At 52.5% G+C, this 15,826-nt stretch carries 14 protein-coding genes; 9 read left to right on the forward strand and 5 right to left on the reverse strand.

Annotated features, from left to right (window positions below; translation table 11 throughout):
• Positions 1-293: 293 nt before the first annotated feature.
• The 8 genes from hinT to OGY67_RS20935 all read left to right on the forward strand — a co-directional run bounded on the left by hinT (position 294) and on the right by OGY67_RS20935 (position 6,339).
• Positions 294-653, forward strand: a complete 360-nt coding sequence (gene hinT / locus OGY67_RS20900; protein ID WP_003030826.1) for a purine nucleoside phosphoramidase — start codon at positions 294-296, stop codon at positions 651-653.
• A gap of 2 nt (positions 654-655) precedes the next feature.
• A complete protein-coding gene (locus OGY67_RS20905) occupies positions 656-1,030 on the forward strand; it encodes a YcfL family putative periplasmic lipoprotein (protein ID WP_008784425.1) in 375 nt (124 codons plus the stop codon).
• A gap of 13 nt (positions 1,031-1,043) precedes the next feature.
• On the forward strand, positions 1,044-1,685 hold the full coding sequence (gene lpoB, locus OGY67_RS20910; protein WP_008784426.1) for a penicillin-binding protein activator LpoB: 642 nt from the start codon (positions 1,044-1,046) through the stop codon (positions 1,683-1,685).
• Positions 1,666-2,490: a thiamine kinase gene (gene thiK / locus OGY67_RS20915; protein WP_048235622.1), complete on the forward strand. Its 825-nt coding sequence runs from the start codon at positions 1,666-1,668 to the stop codon at positions 2,488-2,490. The genes lpoB and thiK overlap by 20 nt, the downstream gene beginning before the upstream one ends.
• Before the next feature lie 10 nt (positions 2,491-2,500).
• Positions 2,501-3,526, forward strand: a complete 1,026-nt coding sequence (gene nagZ / locus OGY67_RS20920) for a beta-N-acetylhexosaminidase (protein ID WP_032943019.1) — start codon at positions 2,501-2,503, stop codon at positions 3,524-3,526.
• Positions 3,527-3,547: 21 nt separating this feature from the next.
• Entirely contained in the window at positions 3,548-4,090 is a 543-nt protein-coding gene (gene ycfP / locus OGY67_RS20925; RefSeq protein WP_003030817.1) for an alpha/beta hydrolase YcfP, read from the forward strand.
• 236 nt (positions 4,091-4,326) lie between these two features.
• Positions 4,327-5,631 carry an NADH-quinone dehydrogenase gene (gene ndh, locus OGY67_RS20930; RefSeq protein ID WP_003832263.1) on the forward strand — a complete coding sequence of 435 codons (1,305 nt, stop codon included), beginning with the start codon at positions 4,327-4,329 and terminating at the stop codon, positions 5,629-5,631.
• A 168-nt stretch (positions 5,632-5,799) separates the two neighbouring features.
• The gene (locus OGY67_RS20935; protein ID WP_003030814.1) at positions 5,800-6,339 is read left to right on the forward strand and encodes a glycine zipper 2TM domain-containing protein; all 540 of its coding nucleotides are present in this window, start codon (positions 5,800-5,802) and stop codon (positions 6,337-6,339) included.
• Positions 6,340-6,396: 57 nt separating this feature from the next.
• Here the strand turns inward: OGY67_RS20935 and OGY67_RS20940 are convergent, their stop codons facing one another.
• Together OGY67_RS20940 and comR are read right to left on the reverse strand one after the other, a co-directional pair.
• Positions 6,397-8,577, reverse strand: a complete 2,181-nt coding sequence (locus OGY67_RS20940; protein ID WP_008784431.1) for a TonB-dependent siderophore receptor — start codon at positions 8,575-8,577, stop codon at positions 6,397-6,399.
• A 254-nt stretch (positions 8,578-8,831) separates the two neighbouring features.
• The gene (gene comR / locus OGY67_RS20945; protein ID WP_008784432.1) at positions 8,832-9,467 is read right to left on the reverse strand and encodes a TetR family copper-responsive transcriptional repressor ComR; all 636 of its coding nucleotides are present in this window, start codon (positions 9,465-9,467) and stop codon (positions 8,832-8,834) included.
• Between the two features lie 243 nt (positions 9,468-9,710).
• On the opposite strand from comR, the gene bhsA reads away from it, so the two are divergent.
• A complete protein-coding gene (gene bhsA / locus OGY67_RS20950) occupies positions 9,711-9,968 on the forward strand; it encodes a multiple stress resistance protein BhsA (RefSeq protein ID WP_286574465.1) in 258 nt (85 codons plus the stop codon).
• Between the two features lie 86 nt (positions 9,969-10,054).
• Here the strand turns inward: bhsA and ldtC are convergent, their stop codons facing one another.
• The 3 genes from ldtC to OGY67_RS20965 form a co-directional block, all read right to left on the reverse strand.
• Positions 10,055-11,020 carry a L,D-transpeptidase LdtC gene (gene ldtC / locus OGY67_RS20955; RefSeq protein WP_032944376.1) on the reverse strand — a complete coding sequence of 322 codons (966 nt, stop codon included), beginning with the start codon at positions 11,018-11,020 and terminating at the stop codon, positions 10,055-10,057.
• Positions 11,021-11,169: 149 nt separating this feature from the next.
• The gene (gene mfd / locus OGY67_RS20960) at positions 11,170-14,616 is read right to left on the reverse strand and encodes a transcription-repair coupling factor (protein WP_008784434.1); all 3,447 of its coding nucleotides are present in this window, start codon (positions 14,614-14,616) and stop codon (positions 11,170-11,172) included.
• Between the two features lie 118 nt (positions 14,617-14,734).
• The gene (locus tag OGY67_RS20965) at positions 14,735-15,799 is read right to left on the reverse strand and encodes an acyltransferase family protein (protein ID WP_219987849.1); all 1,065 of its coding nucleotides are present in this window, start codon (positions 15,797-15,799) and stop codon (positions 14,735-14,737) included.
• Between the last annotated feature and the right edge of the window lie 27 nt (positions 15,800-15,826).

Genomic DNA, 15,826 nt, shown 5'->3' on the forward strand with positions numbered 1-15,826 from the left:
ACCCTTTGGTTGTAAATTATTAAATGCGCATGTAAATACAAATGCGAAATATACGCATTAGCACTCAATGTGTAAACAGATGCTACGGCATAAATGAAATATTGTTTCAGTACTATGCTTGAGCAATAGCGCAGGGAAATGGTTATAAGAGCAGCACTGACTGGGGTTTTCGCTTAAAAAATCGAGGGTTAAAGTTGAAAGAGCGTGAGTAACTCGCTCATACTCTATACTCGCAGAGTTACCCGGCGTAGCATGGCAAAACGCTTGGGCTGTTAATGAAAAAGGAAAACGTCGTGGCAGAAGAAACTATATTCAGCAAAATTATTCGTCGTGAGATTCCGTCGGATATCGTATACCAGGATGAACTGGTCACTGCGTTTCGTGATATTTCCCCTCAGGCACCAACGCATATCCTGATCATTCCTAACATTCTGATCCCAACTGTCAACGATGTGACGGCGGAACATGAACAGGCATTGGGCCGCATGATCACCGTTGCGGCGAAAATTGCTGAGCAGGAAGGCATTGCTGCAGATGGGTACCGCTTAATCATGAACACCAACCGCCACGGGGGGCAGGAGGTGTATCACATTCATATGCACCTGCTGGGTGGACGTGCGCTTGGCCCAATGCTTGCGCATAAAGGTCTGTAAGCATGACCAGAGGATGCATTGCGCTTTCACTGGGCTTGTTGTTGCTGGCGGGTTGTCGAACACATCCTGAAATCCCGGTAAGTGATGAACAGTCGCTGGTGATGGAATCAACAATTCTGGCGGCGGGTATTACAGCAGAGCAGCCCACGTTAACAACGTCTGATATTCAGGCTTCGGCATCCTCTCGACTCTATAACGAAAGACAAGAACCCGTTACCGTTCATTATCGGTTTTACTGGTATGACGCCAGAGGGCTGGAAATGCACCCTCTGGAAGCGCCACGCAGTGTGACTATTCCGGCTCATTCGTCGGTGACGCTGTACGGCAGCGCCAATTTTCTGGGGGCGCACAAGGTTAGACTTTATCTTTATTTGTAAGGGGTGAATCTTGATGAACAAAATGAATCGCTACGCACTGATTGCCGCGCTGGCGATGTTTCTCTCTGGCTGTGTGGCGCAACGTGAGCCCGCGCCGGTAGAGGAAGTGAAGCCGGTACCGGAACAGCCTGCGCAGCCGCAACAGCCGGTGCCGGTTGTGCCAACGGTGCCAAGTATACCGCAGCAGCCGGGCCCAATTGAGCATGAAGACCAAACGGCGCAGCCTACGCCACGTCAACGTCACTATGACTGGAACGGGGCTATGCAGCCGATGGTCGGCAAAATGCTGCAGGCAGACGGCGTCAAAGCGGGCGGCGTTCTGCTGGTTGATAGCGTGAATAACCGCACCAACGGCTCGTTGAACGCGGGTGAAGCCACCGAAACCTTACGTAACGCGCTGGCGAATAACGGTAAGTTTACGCTGATTTCTGCCCAACAGCTGGCTGTCGCCAAACAGCAGTTAGGTCTGTCGCCGAATGACAGTCTGGGAACGCGCAGTAAAGCGATTGGTATCGCCCGTAACGTTGGCGCGCAGTATGTGCTTTATTCCAGCGCATCCGGCAACGTCAATTCGCCTGCGCTGCAAATGCAATTAATGCTGGTACAAACTGGCGAGATAATCTGGTCAGGTAAAGGTGCCGTTCAGCAACAATAACAGACTCACGCGCGGCGAAGTGTTGTCGCGCTATTTCCCGCAGTATCATCCCGTCGCAACCAGCCAAACCGGCCTGAGCGGCGGGAGTTGCATCATTGAACACCGTTCCCACCGGCTGGTACTGCGCTGCCATCACGACCCTGACGCGCCGGAATCTCATTTCTTACGCCAATATCATGCGCTAAAACACCTGCCAGAAAGCCTTGCGCCACGTCCTCACTTTTATACGCGTGGGTGGATGGCAGTCGAGTTTTTTCACGGTAAGGTAGAATCCAGATTACCGGACGCCGACGAACTCGCAGGCTTACTGTATCATCTGCACCAGCAACCCCGATTGGGCTGGCGAATCAACCTGCTTCCGCTACTTGAACAGTACTGGCAGTGTGGCGATCCGGCGCGTCGTACACCATGCTGGCTGCGCGCGCTGAAGCGGCTAAGGAAACGAGGTGAGCCTCGACCTTTGCGCCTGGGGCCGCTGCATATGGATGTTCACGGTGACAACATCGTACGTACGGCATCAGGGCTGCGGCTGATTGACTGGGAATACGCCGGAGACGGTGATATTGCCCTGGAGCTGGCGGCAGTATGGGTTAGCGATGAATCCCAGCACCAACAGTTGGTTAGCACCTACGCCCAACGAGCGCACATTGAGCCAGACGTTTTGTGGCGACAGGTCAGACAATGGCAACCCTGGATAATGATGCTGAAGGCGGGGTGGTTTGAGTATCGCTGGCGGCAAACCGGCGATCGACAATTTATCAGGCTGGCCGATGAAACCTGGCGGCAGCTAACAATGAAAGGATAAGGAGAGCAGTGTGGGCCCAGTAATGTTGGATGTCGAAGGGTATGAGCTGGACGCTGAAGAGCGTGAGATTCTGGCACATCCGCTGGTAGGTGGGTTGATCCTCTTTACCCGAAATTATCATGATCCGGAACAGCTGCGTGAATTAGTGCGTCAGATCCGGGCTGCGTCACGTAACCATCTGGTGGTGGCGGTAGATCAGGAAGGCGGACGCGTACAGCGTTTTCGTGAGGGCTTTACCCGCCTGCCTGCGGCTCAATCCTTTGCTGCGTTGCATGGTCTGGAAGAGGGCGGCAAACTGGCTCAGGACGCCGGGTGGTTGATGGCCAGCGAAATGATCGCGATGGACATTGATATCAGCTTTGCACCCGTGCTGGATGTGGGCCATATCAGCGCGGCAATCGGCGAGCGTTCTTACCATGCCGATCCGCTAAAAGCGCTGGCGATGGCGACCCGCTTCATTGACGGGATGCATGCTGCTGGCATGAAAACGACCGGTAAACATTTCCCAGGACATGGGGCGGTGACGGCGGATTCACACAAAGAAACCCCAACCGATCCACGCCCAGAAGCCGAGATTCGTGCGAAAGATATGTCCGTGTTCCAGACGTTGATTACGGAAAACAAACTGGATGCCATTATGCCTGCGCATGTCATCTACAGTGATGTCGATCCGCGTCCGGCGAGTGGCTCACCTCACTGGTTGAAAACGGTGCTACGTCAGGAACTTGGCTTCGATGGTGTCATTTTCTCCGACGATTTGTCGATGGAAGGGGCGGCGATTATGGGAAGCTATGCGGAGCGTGGACAGGCGTCGCTGGATGCAGGTTGCGATATGATCCTGGTCTGCAATAATCGTAAGGGAGCGGTCAGTGTGTTAGATAATCTGTCGCCGATCAATGCAGAACGTGTTACACGTTTGTATCATAAAGGTTCATTTTCACGTCAGGAACTGATGGACTCGGCACGCTGGAAGACGGTAAGCGCTCAGCTTAACCAACTTCATGAGCGCTGGCAGGAAGAGAAAGCAGGTCATTAACGCAAGTTTGGCGAGGATGCGATGATTATCTATTTACACGGTTTTGACTCTAACAGCCCGGGCAACCATGAGAAGGTGTTGCAGCTGCAATTCATCGACCCGGATGTCAGGCTGATTAGCTACAGTACGCGGCATCCTAAACATGATATGCAGCATCTGCTGAAAGAAGTGGACAAAATGCTGCAGCTGAATGTGGATGACCGTCCGCTGATTTGTGGTGTGGGGCTCGGGGGATATTGGGCTGAACGGATTGGTTTCCTGTGTGATATTCGTCAGGTAGTGTTTAATCCCAACCTGTTCCCGTATGAGAACATGGAAGGCAAAATCGACAGACCTGAGGAGTATGCAGACATCGCAACAAAATGCGTGACCAATTTCCGTGAGAAGAATCGCGATCGCTGCCTGGTGATCCTGTCACGTCATGATGAAGCGCTTAACAGTCAGCGTTCGTCGGAAGAGCTGCATCATTTTTACGAGATAGTCTGGGACGAAGAGCAGACGCATAAGTTTAAGAATATCTCTCCGCATTTGCAGCGCATCAAAGCGTTCAAGACGTTAGGTTAATTCTTATTGAGTGTGTAAAAAACCAGCCATCGGGCTGGTTTTTTTGTTCTTAAAGTTCCGGTTGTCTATCTTTTCAGCATCAAAACTTGATACATATCAATTTTGGTATGACCAATGCACCGTTCGTGTTATTCTCACTCTCGAAGAACATTTTCATTGCCGTAACTTGTTGTTAATTAAAGGCTATGCTCATAACTTTTAATTAACAATTGGTTAATAAATTTGAGGGGGTCACGTTGACTACACCATTGAAAAGGATCGTGATTGTCGGCGGCGGTGCTGGCGGACTGGAAATGGCGACGCAGCTGGGTAAAAAACTCGGGCGTAAGAAAAAGGCCAAAATCACACTGGTAGACAGAAACCACAGTCACTTGTGGAAACCGTTACTGCATGAAGTGGCGACGGGTTCACTGGACGAAGGTGTGGATGCGCTGAGTTATTTGGCTCATGCCCGTAACCATGGCTTCCAGTTCCAGTTAGGCTCGGTGGTGGATATCGATCGTGAAGCGAAGACCATTACTCTCGCTGAGCTGCGCGATGAGAAGGGTGAGCTACTGGTTCCTGAGCGTAAAGTGCCGTATGACACGCTGGTGATGGCGTTGGGCAGTACGTCTAACGATTTCAACACCCCTGGCGTGAAAGAAAACTGCATTTTCCTCGATAACCCGCATCAGGCGCGTCGATTCCACCAGGAGATGCTGAATCTGTTCCTGAAGTATTCCGCGAATCTGGGCGCTAACGGAAAAGTGAATATCGCCATTGTGGGCGGCGGTGCGACGGGTGTTGAACTCTCCGCTGAGCTGCACAATGCGGTAAAACAACTGCACAGCTATGGTTACAAAGGGCTGACCAATGACGCGCTGAACGTTACGCTGGTCGAAGCCGGTGAGCGTATTCTGCCTGCGTTGCCGCCGCGTATTTCCGGTGCTGCGCATAATGAGTTAACCAAACTGGGCGTACGCGTACTGACCCAGACGATGGTAACCAGCGCTGACGAAGGGGGACTGCACACCAAAGATGGCGAATACATTAAAGCCGATCTGATGGTGTGGGCGGCGGGTATCAAAGCGCCAGACTTTATGAAAGACATTGGCGGTCTGGAAACGAACCGTATTAACCAACTGGTGGTTGAGCCAACTCTGCAGAGCACGCGCGATCCTGACGTGTACGCGATTGGCGACTGCGCTTCCTGCGCTCGCCCGGAAGGCGGTTTTGTGCCTCCGCGCGCTCAGGCAGCACACCAGATGGCGACCTGCGCGATGAACAATATTCTGGCACAGATGAACGGTAAGCCGCTGAAAGCGTATCAGTACAAAGATCACGGCTCTCTGGTCTCGCTCTCTAACTTCTCTACCGTGGGTAGCCTGATGGGCAACCTGACCCGTGGTTCGATGATGGTGGAAGGACGTATTGCGCGCTTTGTGTACATCTCACTGTACCGCATGCACCAGATTGCTTTGCACGGCTACTTCAAAACCGGGCTGATGATGCTGGTCGGCAGTATCAACCGGGTGATTCGCCCGCGTCTGAAACTGCATTAATATCGACCTGTGGCGTCGGATGATTTTACGCATCCGACGCCTTCCTTCAGAGTTGTCTGAATCATTCCGCTTTCGCTTCACCTCCCGCTATTTTCATCCGTAATCTGATTGGCATTCCTTACCTTCTGTTGCAAAGTTGTTGCTAATAGCAAAAAAGGAGGTAGTCCCGTGAATAAATCAATGTTGGCGGGTATAGGGATTGGCGTAGCTGCTGCGCTGGGTGTTGCAGCGGTGGCCAGTCTGAACGTTTTCGAGCGTGGCCCACAGTATGCGCAAGTTGTCTCTGCAACACCGATTAAAGAGTCGGTAAAAACACCGCGTCAGGAGTGCCGGAACGTAACGGTCACCCACCGCAAGCCGGTACAAGATGAAAACCGTATCGCGGGTTCCGTACTGGGCGCGGTTGCGGGTGGTGTTATTGGGCATCAGTTTGGCGGTGGACGTGGTAAAGATATTGCTACCGTGGCCGGTGCTTTAGGCGGCGGCTATGCAGGTAACCAGATTCAGGGTTCGATGCAGGAAAACGATACTTACACCACCACGCAGCAGCGTTGTAAAACGGTGTATGACAAATCTGAAAAGATGCTGGGCTACGACGTGACGTACAAAATTGGCGATCAGCAGGGGAAAATCCGTATGGATAAGGACCCCGGCGCGCAAATTCCGTTGGATAACAACGGACAGTTGGTACTGAATAACAAAGCGTAAAATAGCATTATCCTGAACATTAGCCCCCCATTCGCTCAGGCTGGGGGGCTTTTTTTATCAGAAGGTTAAGGCGTAGTTCAGACCAAAAGTACGACCCCGGCCCTTGTATTCATACAGTGACGGGCTGCCGTAGGTTGGGCTATACAGTAGTGGCGCACGTTGTCCCCACAGTGTGGTGTACTCTTCATTCAGCAGGTTTTCCACGCTGAAGGTCAGCTTACCCAACGGGAGCTGATAGCTGCCGATAAAGTCCATCGTGTTATAGCCATCCAACTTGTTACCGCTGGCGTCGGTCAGATCAAATGTTTGCTGGCTCTGTACGCGCAAGGTCCACGGTTCTGGTGCCCAGCCGACCCACGCGGTTGCTTTGGACGGTGAGGCCAGCGTGACATCCCATTTTTGCCATTTACCGTTCTGTTTCACTTCCGATTTAATGACGTTGAAGTTGCCACCCAGGCTCCAGTCCGTGTCCGCAATGAAATAATCCACCGCACCTTCAACGCCATAAATGCGGCGATCGTCGGGCTGAACGTTAATGGTCATATCGCTACGGTTGATAACGATCGATTTATCTGAAGTCGAGTAGTAAGCGGCCAGTTGCGTGCGCAGACTATCGCCGGTGTAGCGCCACCCCAGTTCGTACGAGTTAACTTTAATCCCTTCCAGACGTGAATCCGCCACGTTGACGCTGCGCTGGAGCTGGTAATGATCGCCAACCAGCGAATAGGTACCGTTACCGTAATATTTCCCTGGGTCCGGAAGCTCCACGCCCTGAGAAAAGTTAAACCACGTTTGCTGACGGTCGGTCAGGTGGGCAAGGATACCGGCGTTGAACAGGAAATTATCGTAATCGGTTTTGCCGCCCGGAATAGTATCGGCAGAGTTCGCAAGCCCGGTCGCGATTCCCTGCTGTTGAGCATAGCCAACGAAATCATCAACCCTGTTTTCGGTCCACTGATAGCGCACGCCGGCGCTGAGGGTAAAGATATCGTTAATGTCATAGCTGTTTTGCAGGAAAGGCGCGAAGTTGGTGATGCTGTAACCGGGGTAACGTCCGGTGGTATAAGCGGTACGGTTGTCCATGCCGCCGGAGGGCAGGGACCAGGCCAGATCGAAGAATTTCTGATTGGAGTCGAAGGTTTCGTGATCGGCATCGACACCCCACGTCAGCTCCCAGTTATCCATCAACTGGCTGTTGAGGGTAATTTTGGCACCAAACTGGTCTGTGTCCTGCTGTGATGCGGAGAAACTGGTGACTTTGCCTTTGCTGAGCGTAGGGAAGGGGTAGAATTTCAGCGATTCGTCACGGTAATAGATTTGGCTGACCAGGTTTTGGCCAAAAAAATCCGCATCTGAATATTGCAGGCTAATAAGATGACGTTCGGTGCCGGGAATACGATCGGAATTCAGTCCGCTGCTGGTATATGCTTTGCCGTTTCCGGTCACGGCGGACATGTTCTCGCCGAGATCCAGCCCGTAATCGTCATCCCCCTGACTTTTATAGTACTGCGTAACCAGTTGCAACTGACGGTTGTCGTCAAGTTCAATTGTCCCGGTGCCCATGACGTCCAGACGATCGGAGTGCTGTAGCCCGGTTTGGGTGTTATCGAGCAGCAGGGCATCGTGATTACCGTCATACCAGCCGCCAAATCGTTGATACGCGACGGACATACGCCCGGAAGCGCGATCGGTTCCGCCACTCACCGCCGCGGCAACGCGTTCATCATGATCGTTGCTATTGTTGAAGCCGCTTTTGCTCCCCAGTTCGAGTTCTACTTCACGCTCCGGCTGACCTTTTTTGGTGACAATGTTGATTAATCCGCCGGTACTGCCACCGCCATAAAGAGAGGTTGCGCCTGAAATGACTTCAATGTGCGCAATGTTAAATGGGTCAATGGAGTCAAGCTGACGGCTGTCGGTTCGCGAGGAGTTCAGACGGACGCCGTCAATTAGCACGACAATGGCGCGACCGCGCATGTTCATGCCATAGTTTGTGCGTCCCTGGCTACTAACATCGATTCCTGGGATTAGCTGAGCAAGAACATCCTTGAACTCTTTTCCTCCCTGAACCTGTTGTTCAATCTCGCTTCCTTCAATAACCCAGGTCGTTTGCGCCATTTCTGCCACGGTGCGCTGGCTACGGTTGGCGCTGACGATGAGGTTCTCTTCCTCAGCCGCAACAGCGGGTAAAGTTAAAGATAACAGAAGAGGATTGAGCACCCAGAGACGCTTATGCATTTGTATTCCTTTTAAAAAAGTCGGTCTGTTTTTGTTATAGCGGTAGAGAAACCGATGGTTACATTGTGAAACAGGCATTAAAACAAATGCGAATATTGCTGATAATAATTGTCGTTATCAATACTTTTTACAAAAAATGATCGGGTAACACGATGAAAACAATGAGAAATGTAGGGACAATAGAACGGGAATCTAACCGGGGGCTTTATCAGCTCCCGGTGGTGTGAGTACAGCGGGGGAATTGCGGCAAAGGCTTAAGCTTTGACGAGTTCGGGCCACAGTCGCAGGGTTGTGTGTGCGATCTGCATCAGTTTTTCAAACGTTGCGCCTTCACGGGCGCTGATCGACATACCTTGTAAAATACAGTTCAGGTATTCGGCCAGTTTTTGCACGTCGCAATGGGCCGGAATTTCGCCTCGTTGCTGGCGCTGGTGAAGGAACTGGGTAAGCGTCTGTTCCTGCATTGCATGGCGGGATTTCACCGTGTGTGCAATATCGCGGGAAGAGGCTGCCAGCGTCGCAGAAGTATTAATCATGAAACATCCCGCCGGGGTGTCCTTGCTGGTAAAGCAGGTCGCTATAGCGGTGAAATAGTCTTCCAGTGCGGACTCAAGGCTTTTTTCTTCACAAAACAGCTGGGCTTCGTGTTTCGCCGCAAAGCGGGTGATGTAGCGGTCCAGTACGGCACGGAACAACCCTTCTTTATTGGTGAACTCCGCATACAGCGTGGGCGCTTTTGCGCCGGTGGCTTCCACGAGATCGGCGAGCGAGGTCGCTTCATATCCGTGCTGCCAGAAGAGTGTCATGGCCTTATCAAGCGCGGCTTCCCTGTCGAACACTTTTGGTCGGCCACGGCTTTTTTTTGCACAACCTGTCGTTTCAGTTGTCATGGCGCCGATGTACCTTTGTTGGGTTTATTGAATAACCATTATAAAAATATTCGACTGCACACTCCAGCGGATTCACGATAAAAATAATTTATAGCTATTAGTATGAAAAATAAGACCTTTATATTTTATATAACGATCATTATAAAAAAATGTTGACGTGTGACCTGGATCACATCTATGATTTACCTATCGATCGTTAAGTTAATCTTTTCGACACCCATTCATCTGCTAAAGGTCACTATCATGAAAAACGTAAAAACACTGTTTGTTGCTGCTGTTCTTAGCTCACTGTCATCTGCAAGCTTTGCCGCTGTTGAAGTTCAATCCACTCCTGCGGGCCAAGAGAAAGTCGGTACTATTTCTGCGAATGCGGGGACTAACTTAGGTTCTCTGGAAGATCAACTGGCGCAGAAAGCCGATGAGATGGGTGCGAAGTCTTTCCGTATTACTTCCGTTACCGGTCCTAACACTCTTCACGGAACTGCTGTTATCTACAAATAAGATTTAACCCATCGCAATGCCACTGCGAGTTAAATAAAAAACCCCCGCGGAATAAAATCCAGCGGGGGTTTTTTTATACACTACGTTTACAGCGGTTGTTGAGCAACATCATGATGACGGGTCACATCGACCGGCATGCCTGAGCGAATCTCCATCGCATGATCCATGACGGCGGTATCTGTTTGCGCCGCATTTTTAAATGTCTGCATGGACGCGTTCAGCACGATCGGCAGCAGTTGCGGGTCGTCATTGATTTTTTCGGACAGCGGTTGGTGTACTTCCACCAGGCGCACGCCGTTAGGCTCAACGGATGCTTTGATCGGCGTATTGATAATATTGACCTTAGTTCCGGGCGTTACCTGACGGAACAGGGTTTCGATATCACCGTCGCGCAGACGAATACAGCCGGAACTGACGCGCATTCCGATGCCAAAATCAGCATTTGTACCGTGCAACAGGTACACGCCGCCGTATGCCGCTAAGCGAATCGCATGATGGCCCATCGGGTTATCCGGACCGGCAGGCACAACGGCAGGCAGGTCAATCCCGTTTGCTTTGTATCGCGCGCGGATATTTGCCGTCGGCGTCCAGGTAGGGTTGGCGCGTTTATCAGAGATGGTGGTTACCATCGTAGGCGTCAGCGTGTCACCACCTAGCTGGCCAATACCAATAGGATACACGGTCACCGAATTGGTCCCCGGCTGGTAATAATAAAGACGCAGTTCGGCGAGGTTGATAACAATACCTTCGCGCGGGGCATCAGGTAGCAGAGTTTGTAACGGGATCGTCAAAACGCTGCCCGGACGTGGTACGTAAGGGTCAACGCCAGGGTTGGCCTGCAGCAGCGCGAGAAAGCCGACATTGTACTTTTTCGCAATCGCTTCCAGAGAACCGCCATTGTCTTCAACAACGTGAACAGCATTCTGACCCACCAGACGGCTTCCCGGTGGCGGCAGCGGCCAGGTGTTTGCCTGAGCCGGAAGTGCTAATGCGAATGTCGCTGCAAGCGTAAAAAACGCGAGCCAGCGAGAGAGTCGTTTATTGTTTAACATCACCATAAATCCATTGTTTTTACGTGGTTTTTATTATGTAAAAGTAAACGAGAATTATGGCTGTTTGCTGTGTCGGGAAGTGCAGGGAAGTGCAAAGAGTTTGTAAATTCATCAGGCCGGGTGAGTGGTGTGCTCACCCGGCCTGTTCACTATGCTACGGCGTTTTCTTCAAGCTGACGCATAAACTGGCGGACCCAGTCGATCCGCGTTTTACGCTCGCTCAACTCCTGCATGAATTTCAGCCGGGTTGGACCGTCCAGACGGAAGTGCTGCGGCTGCTTTTGCAGTAAACCAATCAGCCAGACCGGGTTGACGTGGTTTTTCTCGGCAAATTCAATGGTACCGCCTTTTTCATTGCCTTCGAGCTTTCTGATCCCCAGTTTCTGCGCCTGCTGGCGTAAACGGGCGATATCCAGCAGCGTACGAGCCGGGTCGGGCAGCAAGCCAAAACGGTCTATCAGCTCAACCTTAATTTCTTCCAGCTCGTTTTCGCCTTTCGCACTGGCAATACGCTTGTAGAACGACAGTCGGGTGTTTACATCCGGGATATAGTCATCCGGCAGCAGAGACGGCATGCGCAGTTCAACTTCGGTTTGCTGGCTGGTGAGATCTTCCAGTGACGGCTCACGCCCTTCTTTGAGCGCATCGACCGCGTTTTCCAGCAGTTCCATATACAGTGAGAAGCCGATGCTTTCCATGGAACCACTCTGATCTTCACCCAGTAATTCCCCGGCGCCGCGAATTTCGAGGTCGTGGGTCGCCAGCGCAAAACCTGCACCCAAATCTTCCAGCGAGGCGATGGCTTCCAGACGTTTTTGCGCGTCGGTGGTCATTGCTTTCGGATGCGGCGTCAGCAGCCAGGCGTAAGCCTGGTGGTGAGAACGTCCCACACGACCGCGCAACTGGTGTAATTGCGCTAAACCGAAGTGATCCGCTCGTTCGATGATGATGGTGTTAGCGGTGGGGATGTCGATCCCGGTTTCGATAATGGTGGTACACACCAGCACGTTAAAACGCTGATGGTGGAAATCATTCATCACGCGTTCCAGTTCGCGCTCGCGCATTTGTCCGTGACCGATACCAATACGCGCTTCCGGCACCAGTTCTGCTAATCTGTCAGCGGTTTTCTGAATGTTTTCGACGTCGTTAAACAGATAATAAACTTGTCCCCCGCGCAGAACTTCACGCAGGATCGCCTCGCGTACCACCAGGTTGTCGTATTCGCGCACGAAGGTTTTGACCGCCAGACGACGAGCGGGCGGCGTGGCGATAATCGACAGATCGCGCATGCCGCTCATTGCCATATTGAGCGTACGTGGAATAGGCGTTGCCGTCAGGGTCAGAATATCGACATCTGCGCGCATCGCCTTGATGCGTTCTTTGTGGCGCACGCCGAAACGGTGCTCTTCATCGACAATCAGCAGACCCAGATCTTTTAACTTCACATCCGCTTGCAGCAGTTTGTGCGTGCCGATGAGAATATCAATTTTTCCCTCGGCAACTTGCTCCAGAATCTGCGCTTGCTCTTTGGCGCTACGGAAACGGGACAACATCTCAATGCGTACCGGCCAGTTGGCAAAGCGGTCGCGGAAGTTGTCGAAGTGCTGCTGTGCGAGCAGGGTGGTCGGCACCAGCACGGCAACCTGCTTGTGGTTCTCTACGGCGAGAAAGGCCGCGCGCATCGCGACTTCGGTTTTACCAAAGCCGACGTCGCCGCACACCAGGCGGTCCATGGCCAGCGGTTGACACATATCGCTGAGTACCGCGTTAATCGCCTGCGCCTGGTCAGGCGTGGTTTCAAACGGGAAGCTGTCGCAAAACAGCTGATACTGTTCACGGTCATGCTTAAAGGCAAAGCCTTCTTTCGCCGCGCGCTGGGCATAAATATCCAGCAGCTCTGCCGCAACATCGCGCACCTTCTCAGCGGCTTTCTGTCGGGCACGTGACCAGGCATCGCCGCCAAGTTTATGCAGCGGCGCATTCTCTTCTGCGCCACCTGCATAGCGGCTGATCAGATGCAGTGACGACACCGGCACGTACAGTTTGGCATCGTTGGCATAGGTGAGCATCAGATATTCACCGGTGATGCCGCCCGCTTCCAGCGTGGTCATACCGGCATAACGACCCACGCCATGCTCCAGATGCACCACCGGCTGACCGGGATGCAGCTCTGCGAGGTTACGAATTAACGTATCCGGGTTGATGGTGCGACGAGAATCCTGGCGGCGGCGCGCCACGCGTTCCCCAAGCAGATCGCTTTCACAAATCAGCGCCAGATTGCGTTTGCTATCGATGAAGCCGTGCTCAGCTGCGCCAATCATCAGATAACGACCGTTATCTACGGCTTCATCGAGTCGCAATATCCGCTTCGGCGCCACTTTGATACGGGCGAGCAGTTCGCCAAGTGCTTCACGGCGGCCTTCACTTTCCACCGAGAAAATCACCGGACCGGTGAAGCCTTCAAGGAATTTACGTAACGCATCTAACGGCGCTTTTTGCTGTGCCTGAACGGCGATATCCGGCAGCTTCTGGAACCCGAGGTTAGTATTCGCTGCTTTGTTCGCCAGACTCTCGGTTTTCAGTTGAACGCGCGGCCAGCGTTTAAGTTCAGAAAACAGCTCATCAACCCGCAGCCACAGCGATTCCGGCGGCAGAAGCGGGCGCATCGGATCAACACCGCGATTTTCAAAGCGTGACAGGGTATCGGCCTGGAAGCGTTCTGCGCTGGTCTCGATATCACCGGTATTCACCAATAACGTATTGGCGGGGAAGTAGCTGAACAGCGGCGGCAGCGGCTCGCTGAAAAACAGCGGTTGCCAGTATTCAATACCCGCAGGTAACGTGCCTTTGCTGACCTGCTGGTAAATATGTTCGGCGTCGCGTTTCACCTCAAAGGTATCACGCCACTGGCTGCGGAATAGCTCGATGGCCGTTTTGTCAGTCGGGAATTCGTGTGCGGGAAGCAAATTAATGGCATCGACTTCTTCCAGCGTGCGCTGGGTGTCGGTATCAAACAGACGCAGGCTGTCGATTTCGTCATCAAAGAAATCCAGACGATAAGGCAACTCGCTGCCCATCGGGAACAAATCCAACAACGCGCCGCGTGTGGCGTATTCGCCGTGTTCCATGACCTGATCAACATGGCGATAGCCCGCACTGTCCAGCTGTTCACGCAGAGCGTCACGTGAAAGTCGCTGGCCCTTTTTCATGACCAGCGCATGACCGTGCAGATAGCTGTGCGGACAAACGCGCTGCATCAGTGTATTTACCGGAACGATCAGCACGCCGCGCTGCATGGCAGGCAGTTGATACAGCGTGGAGAGCCGCGAGGAGATAATCTCCTGATGGGGAGAAAAGCTGTCGTAGGGTAGCGTTTCCCAGTCGGCCAGGTTCATCACCATCTGGTCAGTAAACTGACGAATTTCATCATGCAAACGCAGCGCATTTTGCATGTCCGGCGCGATCAGGACCACTGGACCCGCGTGATGTTCGGCGATTTCGGCGACCAGCGTTGCGCAGGCGGCACCGGTAAGCTCACCTAACTGGCGCTGATCGCCAGCTTTCGCCGGGAGCGTGTAACGATGTTGTTCAGGCATTCGGTTGTCAGGATCTCGTTTAGATATACATCTGATAAGCAATGTTCTTTATTATCCGTGATCGTTTCTCATAAGCAAATTGATTCGCCCCCTGATGGGGGCAAAAAGCGCGTAGGGGTTAGCGCGAGACAGCTGATAAAGAAGGCGGGGAAAAGAGCAGGTCGGCCACTGTTTTTTGTGAAATTTTACGTACCAACAGGCCAAACAAGGTGCACAGTAGCAGGCAGGCGAACGGATACACCAGCAGCAGGGCCAGCTCCGCATATGCAGGCCAGGCGGTATGATTGATTTTGGGGATTAGCGTTAAGCTGAACAGCTCAACCAGAATACGGTGGGTGGTGTAGATGGCGATGGTATTGGCACCAATCACGCTTAACGGGCCGGACTCACGCATACCAAAGCGCAACTCAAATTGATAAAACAGCTTCATGATCAGCACAATGGAAAGCAGAGAAAGTAATAGTGAGACATTTGCCAGCCACGCGACGGCGGCGGCGATTGCGCTAACCAGAACAATGACCGCATGGCGGCGCAGGGGCACCTCCTTGATCCATACCATCAGCGTTGCACCAAACCATGCGCCGAGGCTGTACCAGGGCAGATTGCGAATCACGCTGTTCATTCCCCACCACGGCGTCGGGACAAAATTGATCGCCACGCTCAGCACCACAAATAGCGCCAACAGCGGCACCGCCCAGCGGCTGAAAATCTTACACAGAACAAAATAGACAATCAGCGCGTACAGATACCACAAGCTGGTGCTGGCGGTCAGCATTCCGTGGGTAAAACCTGTGATCGAATCGGCATACGCAGCGTTGGCGGCATGGCTCAGATCGCGCTGTGGGGCCAGCCAGTTATTGAGCGCGACTAACGCCAGCCATTGCACCACTCCCCAAAGCACCAGCACCCAGGCAATGCTCCAGATCCGCTTATCCACGCAGGTTGTCCACGGGACGCTATCAATGTAGCGACGGATCAGATACCCCGAAATAAAGAAAAAGACCGGCATGCGAAACGGCGCCAGGTACAAATTGAGGTAAATCCAGCATTTGCTCAGCAGCTCTGAAAGCGGATGCTGAAAAGTAGTGAGGTGCGGGTAAAACGTGATTACCGAGTGGTAAATTACCACCAGACAAATACATAACCCTTTGATTTGATTAATCCATAGTTCTTTTTTCTTCATCGAGACGGCGTATCCATATTGTTGGCT

This window comes from Citrobacter sp. Cpo015 (assembly GCF_030333035.1).
GTDB lineage: Bacteria > Pseudomonadota > Gammaproteobacteria > Enterobacterales > Enterobacteriaceae > Citrobacter > Citrobacter portucalensis.

Bases quoted from the DNA above. Each gene is read 5' to 3' on its own strand.
- OGY67_RS20905 (WP_008784425.1), top strand. From the start codon at position 656: ATGACCAGAGGATGCATTGCGCTTTCACTGGGCTTGTTGTTGCTGGCG.
- lpoB (WP_008784426.1), top strand. From the start codon at position 1,044: ATGAACAAAATGAATCGCTACGCACTGATTGCCGCGCTGGCGATGTTT.
- ycfP (WP_003030817.1), top strand. From the start codon at position 3,548: ATGATTATCTATTTACACGGTTTTGACTCTAACAGCCCGGGCAACCAT.
- OGY67_RS20940 (WP_008784431.1), bottom strand. From the start codon at position 8,577: ATGCATAAGCGTCTCTGGGTGCTCAATCCTCTTCTGTTATCTTTAACT.
- comR (WP_008784432.1), bottom strand. From the start codon at position 9,467: ATGACAACTGAAACGACAGGTTGTGCAAAAAAAAGCCGTGGCCGACCA.
- bhsA (WP_286574465.1), top strand. From the start codon at position 9,711: ATGAAAAACGTAAAAACACTGTTTGTTGCTGCTGTTCTTAGCTCACTG.
- ldtC (WP_032944376.1), bottom strand. From the start codon at position 11,020: ATGTTAAACAATAAACGACTCTCTCGCTGGCTCGCGTTTTTTACGCTT.
- mfd (WP_008784434.1), bottom strand. From the start codon at position 14,616: ATGCCTGAACAACATCGTTACACGCTCCCGGCGAAAGCTGGCGATCAG.
- OGY67_RS20965 (WP_219987849.1), bottom strand. From the start codon at position 15,799: ATGAAGAAAAAAGAACTATGGATTAATCAAATCAAAGGGTTATGTATT.